We start from the raw sequence: 9,419 nt of genomic DNA on the forward strand, positions 1-9,419 counted from the left end.
CCCTAGTCCTTCATGATCTTGTTGATGCCTTCGCGGATGCGCACGGGGCCAGGAAAATAGGCCCACTCCAGACTGTGCGGATAGGGCGTGTCGAAACCCGTCACTCGCTCGATCGGCGCTTCCAGGTGATAGAAGCACCGCTCCTGCACCTGTGCCAGCAACTCCGCGCCAAACCCGCTGGTGCGCGTGGCTTCATGCACGATCAGGCACCGCCCGGTCTTCTTCACCGACTCTTCGATCGTCTCGATATCCAGCGGGATCAGCGTGCGCAGATCGACGATTTCCGCGTGAATACCCAGCTTCGTGACCATATCCTCGACCACATGCACCATCGTCCCGTAACACAGGATGGTCAGCGCCTCGCCAGCCCGCACGATCCGCGCCTTGCCCAATGGTATCCGATAGTATCCGGTCGGCACCTGCGCGTGCGGGTGCCCGGCCCAGCTTTTGGCCGGCGTGTCATAATGGCCGTCGAATGGCCCGTTGTAAATGCGCTTGGGTTCGAAAAAGAGCGTGGGATCATTATCCTCGATCGCCGCGATCAACAGACCTTTGGCGTCGTAGGGGGTGGACGGGATCACCGTCTTGATCCCCGAACAATGGGTAAAGATGCCTTCAGGCGACTGGCTGTGCGTCTGCCCACCAAAGATGCCCCCGCCAAAGGGCGACCGCACCGTCATCGGCGCGATAAACTCACCCGCCGACCGATAACGCAACCGCGCCGCCTCGCTCACCAACTGGTCGAGCGCGGGATAGATATAGTCGGCAAACTGGATTTCCGGCACCGGACGCAATCCATAGGCGCCCATGCCGACCGCCACGCCGATGATCCCACATTCGGTGATCGGCGTGTCGAATACCCGGTTCTTGCCATATTTGGCCTGCAACCCCGCCGTGGCGCGAAACACCCCGCCGAAAAAGCCGACATCCTCGCCCATCACGACCACATTGGGGTCGCGCTCCATCATCACATCCATGGCGCTGTTGATCGCCTGGATCATGTTCATGTGGGTGGTATCAGTAGTGGTTTCGGTCATGAGAGATCCTTTCCTCGCCCCAAGGGGGAGAGGATAGCGAAGCTCGCCAGCCTGCTGGCTAGCGCAGCTTGGAGAGGGGGAGCAGCGATGATGGAACGAGCAACCAAAGCCCCTACATCCGTCATCCCAGCGAAGGCTGGGATCTCCCTTCCTTTTGAAACCCCGACGAAAGAAAACGGGATTCCAGCCTTCGCTGGAATGACGGGAGTTAAGCTACCCCCCCTCACAACCCGGCCGCCTTCGCTTCGTCCAGCATCTGCTGCTGCTGTTCCTTCAAATGCCAGGGCATTTCCTCGAACACATCCTCGAACATCGTCTCCATCGGATGATGAAGCCCGTGGCCCAATATGCCGTTCTTCTCCGCCTCCCGCGCCGCATCGCGCACCTGCTCGGCCAATTCCTTGTCCATCGCGGCGTGGCGGTCCTCGTCCCAGATGCCAAGCGCGATGCAATGCGCCTTCAACCGCGCGACCGGGTCGCCCAGCGGCCACAGACTGCTTTCCTCGGCGGAACGATAAGCGGTCGGGTCGTCCGACGTGCTATGCCCTTCCACGCGATAGGTGAAATGCTCGATCAGCGTCGGCCCGGCATTGGACCGCGCCCGGTCGGCGGCCCATCGCGTCGCGGCATAGACCGCCAGCACATCATTGCCATCGACCCGCAGTCCCGCAATGCCATAGCCGATCGCCCGCGCGGCAAAGGTCGTCGCCTCTGCTCCCGCAAAACCTGAAAAACTACTGATAGCCCATTGATTATTGACGATATTCAATATGACCGGCGCGCGATAGACGCTGGCGAAGGTGCAGGCGGAATGGAAATCCCCCTCCGCCGTCGATCCTTCGCCACACCATGTCGCTGCGATCCGGGTGTCGCCCTTCGCCGCGCTCGCCATCGCCCAGCCAACGGCCTGGGGATATTGCGTCGTCAGATTGCCGGAGATCGAAAAGAAGCCCGCCTCCCGCGCCGAATACATGATCGGCAACTGGCGGCCCTTCAACCGGTCGCCCTTGTTCGAATAGATCTGGTTCATCATGTCGATGATGGGCCATCCGCGCGCGATCAATATCCCCTGCTGGCGATAGCTGGGAAAGCACATGTCATCCTGCGCCAGCGCCATCGCCGCGCCGATCGACACCGCCTCCTCGCCAGTGGACTTCATGTAGAAACTGGTCTTGCCCTGCCGCTGCGCGCGGAACATCCGCGCATCGAACGCCCGCGTCAGCGCCATCGCGCGCAACATGCGGATCAGCGTTTCGGGCGGTAATTTCGGGTTCCACTGGCCGACCGCCGCGCCATCCTCATCCAGCACGCGGACGAGGCCATAGGCCATGTCGCGCATCTGCGCAGGGTCCGCCGCTTCATCGGGACGCGGCGCGGCATCGGCCGCCGGAATGTCGAAATGGGTGAAGTCCGCGCTTTCGCCGGGGCGGGCGGGTGGTTCGGGTACATGCAGGCGCAATGGCGGCAGGTTGCGCCCCGCATCGCCCGTGGCGCTTCCGGTCTGCTGCGGATCGGTCATCCAGCCTCCTATGGTGCATCGCAATAATATTGCTTCATGCGGATATTATATTTCAACGCCAAAGAAGGCAAGCCTTCCTTACCTTATTTTATCAGACCCAATTTCCACCCAGTGCGTTTACCCCTATGTCTCACTCTGGAAATCACACCGCCACTGGCGCTGCGATATGGGCCTGCGGCGTATAATCCGTGACCTCGAAATCCTCGATCTTATAATCGAAAATGGATGAAGGCCGCCTTTTGATCCGCAGCTTCGGCGCCCCCACCGGAACCCGCGCCAACTGAGCCTGCACCAGGTCGGCATGGTTCAGATACAGGTGAACATCCCCCCCCTGCCAAACGACATCCCCCGGCTCCAGATCGCACTGCTGCGCCAGCATCCTGGTCATCATCGACAGCCCGAAAATATTGAACGCAAAGCCCAGCCCCAGATCGCAACTACGCTGGAACAGCAGGCCGTTCAGCTTTCCGTCGGACACCTGGAACTGATAGGTCATATGACATGGCGGCAAAGCCATGTTCGCGATCTCCGCGACATTCCATCCGGTAAACAGCAACCGCCGCGAACCCGGAGTCGCGCGAATCGCAGCGATCAGATCGGCGATCTGGTTATGCCCCTTCTCCGTCCGCCGGAACAGGCCATCCCCCGTCGGCTCATAGCGCGGCCAGTTCACCCACTGCGCTCCATAGACCGGACCCAGATCGCCCCAGCGCGCCGCGAAGTCATCGTCGGCAATGATCCGCGCCTCGAACCCGTCCCGATCGATCGCCTCCCCCGTCGCCCGGCGATAGGCATCCAGCGGCCAGTCGGTCCAGATATGCACGCCCTGTTTGACCAACTCACGAATATTGGTGTCCCCGCTCAGGAACCACAGCATCTCCCGCGCCGCGACCTTCCAATAGACCCGCTTGGTCGTCAGCAAAGGCACCGCATCGTCCGCCAGCGAAAAACGCAGGCACGCGCCCAATATCGACCGCGTGCCCACGCCGGTACGGTCGATCCGCTCATCCCCGCTCGTCCAGATCGTCCGCATCAGGTCGAGATATTGCTGCTCATAGTGCGGCGCGGAAGGAAGGGGCATATCGGTCAAGGCAGCGTCCTGTAACAATGGTCTCCCGTTCTTTAGCCCAGCCGTCGCCCTCTCGCCAATGGTTCGATACGGACCCAACGCAGCCAGGTCTGCGCCACATCGGAGCGGCTTGGACTGGAAAGTCCCCTGTCCTTCCGGCCACCTTGACTTTCATGACCAACGTTCATTCGTTCGATCTGCTCATCCTTGATCCGGCATGGCGTCCCCGCCACCGCATGGCGATGACGACCGACTGGCGCACCGCCATCGGCCATATCCTCGCCCTCGATGCGCACTGGGTCGCCCTCGACCAGCACCGTCCGGGCAAAATTCCGCCGTTGCCCAATCCCGTCGATATTGCACTGACTCGTGCCTTCATCAGGCGTCTTCGCCCACTCGATCTCTACCTCGCCGACCATATGATCTGTGCCGACGGACAGCGCTTCAGCTTCCGCGCCGAAGGCCTGTTATGAACCAGCAAAAAAAGCGCGCCAGCCCGCTTGCCAGTCCCAAAACCCGTCTCTATAGGCTGCTGCCTGCCTTACGGGGGTGCCTTGCGGCGTTTCCGGCATCGGTCGGGGAATAGCTCAGCCTGGTAGAGCACTGTCTTCGGGAGGCAGGGGCCGGAGGTTCGAATCCTCTTTCCCCGACCAACAATCTTTCAGCACAAATAAGGCGATCCGCCCCTCTGGGGGCTTCTATCCTCATGTGTGCGATACCTGCGCGCGGCACTTACTTTTCGCGCCATGACCAGCCGCTTTCGACATATGTCATCTGTCGAAACCCACCCGGCCCATGTTACGCAATTGTAAAAGATATTTGACCCGCCGCGTCACCTTGGCGATGATCCGGTCTATCGACGCGACCGCCCGGTCGCGATCATGCACAATCAGACCCGCATCATGCTGGCATCCGCAGGTGGAGACGAAATTTGCACAGAAGAGATTTTCTGGCCTTTGGCGCCATGGGCATGGGCAGCCTTGCCTTGCCCGCGATGTTCGGCAGGGCCATTGCCGCCGAAGAACTGACCAGCGCGATCGACGTCGCCGTCAAGAAGGCGCTGGCCGACGTCGCGATGAACACCGCCAAAAGCGCGGGCGCATCCTATTGCGACGTGCGCATCGGCCGCTACCTGCGCCAATTCGTCATCACCCGCGAACGCAATGTCCAAAACATCGTGAACACCGAATCGAGCGGCGTCGGCATCCGCGTCATCGCCAACGGCGCATGGGGATTCGCGGCCACCAACGACATGACCAACGACGCCGTGGCCAAGGCAGCCGCGCAGGCCGTCGCCATCGCCAAGGCCAATGCGCCGGGCCAGAGCGCCCCGGTGCAACTCGCGCCGGTCAAGGGCGTGGGCGAAGTGTCGTGGCGTACCCCGATCGTCAAGAACAGCATGGCCGTGCCGATCAAGGACAAGGTTGATTTGCTGATGAGCGTCAACGCCGCCGCGCTCGACGCCGGGGCCAGCTTCATCAACTCCACCCTGTTCCTGGTCAATGAGCAGAAATATTTTGCCAGCACCGACGGCAGCTATATCGATCAGGACGTGCATCGCATCTGGGCGCCGATGGAAGTCACCGCCGTCGACAAGGCCAGCGGCAAGTTCCGTGTTCGCGAAGGCCTGTCCGCCCCGATGGGTCTGGGCTTTGAATATCTCGACGGCGCGCCTTCGGGCAAGACCGTGCTGCCCAACGGCGTCATAGTCTACGGCCAGTCCTACGACATGAAGGAAGATGCCGTCGCCGCCGCGAAACAGGCGCTGGCGAAAATCAAGGCACCCTCGGTCAAGCCGGGCAAATATGATCTGGTGCTCGATCCCTCGCACACCTGGCTGACGATCCATGAATCGGTTGGCCATCCTCTCGAACTCGATCGCGTGCTGGGCTATGAAGCCAATTATGCTGGCACCAGCTTCGCGACGATGGACAAGCTTAAGGCCAATTTCCAATATGGCAGCGACAAGGTGAACATCGTCGCGGACAAGACCCAGCCCGGCAGCCTGGGCGCGGTGTCCTTCGATGACGAAGGCGTGAAGACCAAGAAGTGGGATCTGATCCGCAACGGCAAGCTGGTCGGCTATCAGGCGATCCGCGATCAGGCGCATATCGAAGGCAAGACCGCGTCGGACGGCTGCGCCTATGCCGATAGCTGGTCGAACGTCCAGTTCCAGCGCATGGCCAATGTCAGCCTGGAACCCGGCAAGGCCAAGCAAAGCGTCGCCGACATGATCGCCAATGTAGAGGATGGCATCTACATCATCGGCGACGGCAGCTTCTCGATCGACCAGCAACGCTACAACGCCCAATTTGGCGGCCAGCTTTTTTACGAGATCAAGAACGGCAAGATCGCCGGGCAGATCGAGGACGTCGCCTACCAGATCCGCACCCCGGAATTCTGGAACGCCTGCGCAGGGGTCTGCGACTCCAGCGACTATCGCATGGGTGGATCCTTCTTCGACGGCAAGGGGCAACCGGCGCAGGTATCCGCCGTGTCGCATGGTTCCTCGACTGCCCGTTTCAACGGCATAAACGTCATCAACACCGCCCGTTCGCTCGGTTGATCGGTTAGGGAGAGAGAAATATGAGCATCCTTACCGAAGCACAGGCCAAGGCGATCCTGACCAAGGTCGTGGGTTTTTCCAAAGCCGACGAATGCACCGCCCAACTGATCGGCGCGATCCGCGGCAATGTGCGCTTCGCGCGTAACGACGTGTCCACCGCGGGCATCACCGACAATATCGAACTGTCCGTGCAGGTCGCGTTCGGCAAGCGGATCGGCACCGCCACGATCAACCAGTTTGACGACGCCGCTTTGCAGCGCGTGGTGCGCCGGGCGGAGGAACTGGCGAAGCTGGCTCCGGAAAACCCGGAATATATGCCTGCCGTCCCGAAACAGACCTATATGAAGACTGATACGTTCAGCGCTTCGACGGCGGGCATCAACGCCGCCTATCGTGCAAAGGTCGCAACGGATTCTATAGGCCCCTGCCGCGCCGAAAAGCTGATCGCGGCGGGCTATCTGGAGGATCAGGCGGGCTTCGTCGCGTTCCTCAACAGCAAGGGCAATTACGGTTATCAGACGACAACCAGTTCCGATTACACCTGCACCGTCCGCACCGAGGATGGTCGCGGATCCGGCTGGGTCGGCCATAATGTGCAGGATGTCGCCAGCTTCAAGGCAGGCGAAGACATTCGCGTCGCCATGCGCAAAGCATCTGCATCGGCCGACGCCAAGGCGCTGGAGCCGGGCAAATATACCGTCATCCTGGAACCGGCGGCGGCGGCGGGTCTCATCGCGTTCATGATGTTCTTCTTCGACGCGCGGTCGGCCGATGAAGGCCGCAGCTTCCTGTCGAAGAAAGGCGGCGGCAACAAGCTGGGTGAACAGGTGTACGGGCCGCAGGTGACGATGTTCACCGACCCCGCCTATCCCGGCGCGGCCGTGCTGCCGTGGGACGACGGCGACAATCTGCCGCGCAGGAAGATGCCGATCATCCAGAACGGCAAGCTGGTGAACATGAACTACAGCCGCTTCTGGTCGCAGAAGCAGGGCAAGCCGGAACAGGCGCAGTTTGGCAACGTCATCATGGAGGGTGGCAACAAGTCAACTGCAGACCTGATCCGCTCTACCGAGCGGGGCATATTGGTGTCGCGCACCTGGTATATTCGCATGGTGGACCCGCAAACCGTGCTGCTCACCGGCCTGACTCGCGACGGCACTTTCTATATTGAAAACGGCCAGATCAAATATCCGGTGAAGAATTTCCGCTTCAACGAAAGCCCGGTCATCATGCTCAACAATGTCGAAGAATTCGGCAAGCCGGTGCGGGTGAAGAGCGACGAGTCCGAGATGGTGATGGTCATCCCCCCGATGAAGCTGCGCGACTTTACCTTCACGTCGCTGTCGGACGCGGTGTGAGGATGATCCGCACGGCATGACGCGTGGCGAATTTCTCCGACTGATGGTGGGCGGGCTGACCAGCGCGATGCTGGCTGGTCCGCTCGCCGCCGCCGGGGGTTTTGATTTCCGGTTCACGCGACTGCGCTATGATTCGGGGGACTGGGACGTCGATCAGCGCATGCCATCCAACATGATCACGTCGCTGATCGACTATACCACCCTGCGCGTCGATCCGAAGGAGCATGTTCTGGCGCTGTCTGACCCCAGGATGCTGACGGCGCCCTTCTGCTATATGGCCGGGCACAAGCTGGTGGAGTTCTCCCCCGCCGAACGGCGCAATTTCGAACGCTATGTCCGCAACGGCGGCTTCGTTATGGTCGATGACTGCAACCATGACATCGATGGCTTGTTCGCCCGATCCTTCGAAGCGCAGATGGCAAAAATCTTTGGTTCAAAAGCACTTAAAACTCTGCCCGCGAGCCACCCCATCTATCGCAGCTTCTTCAAGTTCGACGGGCCACCCAACACGGGACTGGAACTCAATGGATGGGGCGACGATCTCGTCCATGATTATCTCAAAGGGATCGAAATCAACGGGCGGCTCGGCGTCCTCTACAGCAACAAGGATTATGGCTGCGAATGGGACTATGACTGGCGCAACAAGCGCTTTCTGGCCGAAGACAATACGAAGTTCGCCGTCAACATCGTGATGTACGCACTGTCGGCATGATTGCCTATCTGTCAAATTTCCGCCCCTTGCGGGGGAGGCGGCAGGACGCAGTCCTGACGGAGGAGCGTCACCCAATCGACAGCATGACACCCCTCCACCGCCTGCGGCGGTTTCCCTCCCCTTACAGGGGATGACGTACAGGCTTTTCGCGTTCGACAAGGGATCAGCATGACCGAACTGACTGAAGCAGACATTCAGACCCGCCTTGCCAGCCTGACCGGATTGCGCGACGCGATCGGGCAGGCGATCGTGGGGCAATCGCAGGTCGTCGAGCAATTGCTTATCGGCCTGCTGGCAGGCGGTCATTGCCTGCTCGAAGGAGTGCCGGGGCTTGGCAAGACATTGCTTGTGCGGTCGCTCGGCGAAGCGCTGAAACTCGACTTTCGCCGTGTCCAGTTTACCCCCGACCTGATGCCCAGCGACATTCTGGGCACCGAGTTGCTGGAGGAAGATCATGGCACCGGCCATCGCAGCTTCCGTTTCCAGCAAGGACCGGTCTTCACCAACCTGCTGCTGGCCGACGAACTCAACCGCACCCCGCCCAAGACGCAGGCAGCGCTGCTTGAAGCGATGCAGGAAAAGACGGTCAGCTATGCGGGCGTCACGCACAAGCTGCCTGCCCCCTTCTTCGTGCTGGCGACGCAAAACCCGCTGGAGCAGGCGGGTACTTATCCCCTGCCCGAAGCACAGCTCGACCGCTTCCTGCTCCACATCCGCGTCGATTATCCCACTGAAGCGGAGGAGCGCGCCATCCTGTCGCAAACGACAGGTGTGCAGTCCGGCACAGTCCCTGCCGTCATGCATGGTGATGAAGTCCTAGCCCTGCAACGCTTGGTCCGAGAGGTGCATTTCGGTGATGATTTACTGAATTGGGTCACCCGCATGGTCCGCGCCAGCCGCCCCGGCGACGGCGCGCCCGAAGCGATCCGCAAATACGTCAAATGGGGCGCAGGTCCGCGCGCGGGCCAGTCGCTGATCCTGGCGGCTAAGGCACGCGCACTATTGCACGGACGGTTGGCCGTCACGCGGGATGACATAGGCGCGCTGGCCGCCCCGGTCATGCGACACCGCCTGCTGTTGTCATTTGCCGCCGAAGCGGAAGGGCGCAGCGCCGATGATGTCGTCGCCGCGCTGGTCAGTGCGATGCCGCTCGACTGA

8 protein-coding genes and 1 tRNA gene are annotated in these 9,419 nt (G+C 61.0%); 6 read left to right on the plus strand and 3 right to left on the minus strand.

Features of this window, described 5'->3' with window-relative positions:
* Positions 1-2 precede the first annotated feature (2 nt).
* The 3 genes from WA070_RS02010 to thyA all read right to left on the minus strand — a co-directional run bounded on the left by WA070_RS02010 (position 3) and on the right by thyA (position 3,637).
* On the minus strand, positions 3-1,007 hold the full coding sequence (locus tag WA070_RS02010) for an alpha-ketoacid dehydrogenase subunit beta (protein WP_422632598.1): 1,005 nt from the start codon (positions 1,005-1,007) through the stop codon (positions 3-5).
* 253 nt (positions 1,008-1,260) lie between these two features.
* Positions 1,261-2,556 (minus strand): 3-methyl-2-oxobutanoate dehydrogenase (2-methylpropanoyl-transferring) subunit alpha, encoded by a 1,296-nt coding sequence (locus WA070_RS02015; protein WP_422632552.1) that lies wholly within the window; start codon positions 2,554-2,556, stop codon positions 1,261-1,263.
* 142 nt (positions 2,557-2,698) lie between these two features.
* Entirely contained in the window at positions 2,699-3,637 is a 939-nt protein-coding gene (gene thyA, locus WA070_RS02020) for a thymidylate synthase (protein WP_422632599.1), read from the minus strand.
* Between the two features lie 161 nt (positions 3,638-3,798).
* On the opposite strand from thyA, the gene WA070_RS02025 reads away from it, so the two are divergent.
* The 6 genes from WA070_RS02025 to WA070_RS02050 all read left to right on the plus strand — a co-directional run bounded on the left by WA070_RS02025 (position 3,799) and on the right by WA070_RS02050 (position 9,419).
* On the plus strand, positions 3,799-4,098 hold the full coding sequence (locus WA070_RS02025; protein ID WP_422632553.1) for a JAB domain-containing protein: 300 nt from the start codon (positions 3,799-3,801) through the stop codon (positions 4,096-4,098).
* 103 nt (positions 4,099-4,201) lie between these two features.
* Positions 4,202-4,278, plus strand: a tRNA-Pro gene (locus WA070_RS02030).
* 278 nt (positions 4,279-4,556) lie between these two features.
* Positions 4,557-6,191, plus strand: a complete 1,635-nt coding sequence (locus WA070_RS02035; protein WP_422632554.1) for a TldD/PmbA family protein — start codon at positions 4,557-4,559, stop codon at positions 6,189-6,191.
* A 20-nt stretch (positions 6,192-6,211) separates the two neighbouring features.
* A complete protein-coding gene (locus WA070_RS02040) occupies positions 6,212-7,549 on the plus strand; it encodes a TldD/PmbA family protein (RefSeq protein ID WP_422632555.1) in 1,338 nt (445 codons plus the stop codon).
* A gap of 16 nt (positions 7,550-7,565) precedes the next feature.
* Positions 7,566-8,261: a DUF4159 domain-containing protein gene (locus WA070_RS02045; protein WP_422632556.1), complete on the plus strand. Its 696-nt coding sequence runs from the start codon at positions 7,566-7,568 to the stop codon at positions 8,259-8,261.
* Positions 8,262-8,429: 168 nt separating this feature from the next.
* Positions 8,430-9,419, plus strand: a complete 990-nt coding sequence (locus WA070_RS02050; RefSeq protein ID WP_422632557.1) for an AAA family ATPase — start codon at positions 8,430-8,432, stop codon at positions 9,417-9,419.

It is taken from the genome of Sphingobium sp. (assembly GCF_049304695.1).
Taxonomy (GTDB): domain Bacteria; phylum Pseudomonadota; class Alphaproteobacteria; order Sphingomonadales; family Sphingomonadaceae; genus Sphingobium.

What these genes read in the sequence shown, in the direction of transcription:
- WA070_RS02045 (WP_422632556.1), top strand. Translation starts at nt 7,566, where the DNA reads ATGACGCGTGGCGAATTTCTCCGACTGATGGTGGGCGGGCTGACCAGC.
- WA070_RS02025 (WP_422632553.1), top strand. Translation starts at nt 3,799, where the DNA reads ATGACCAACGTTCATTCGTTCGATCTGCTCATCCTTGATCCGGCATGG.
- thyA (WP_422632599.1), bottom strand. Translation starts at nt 3,637, where the DNA reads ATGCCCCTTCCTTCCGCGCCGCACTATGAGCAGCAATATCTCGACCTG.
- WA070_RS02050 (WP_422632557.1), top strand. Translation starts at nt 8,430, where the DNA reads ATGACCGAACTGACTGAAGCAGACATTCAGACCCGCCTTGCCAGCCTG.
- WA070_RS02015 (WP_422632552.1), bottom strand. Translation starts at nt 2,556, where the DNA reads ATGACCGATCCGCAGCAGACCGGAAGCGCCACGGGCGATGCGGGGCGC.
- WA070_RS02010 (WP_422632598.1), bottom strand. Translation starts at nt 1,007, where the DNA reads ATGAACATGATCCAGGCGATCAACAGCGCCATGGATGTGATGATGGAG.
- WA070_RS02040 (WP_422632555.1), top strand. Translation starts at nt 6,212, where the DNA reads ATGAGCATCCTTACCGAAGCACAGGCCAAGGCGATCCTGACCAAGGTC.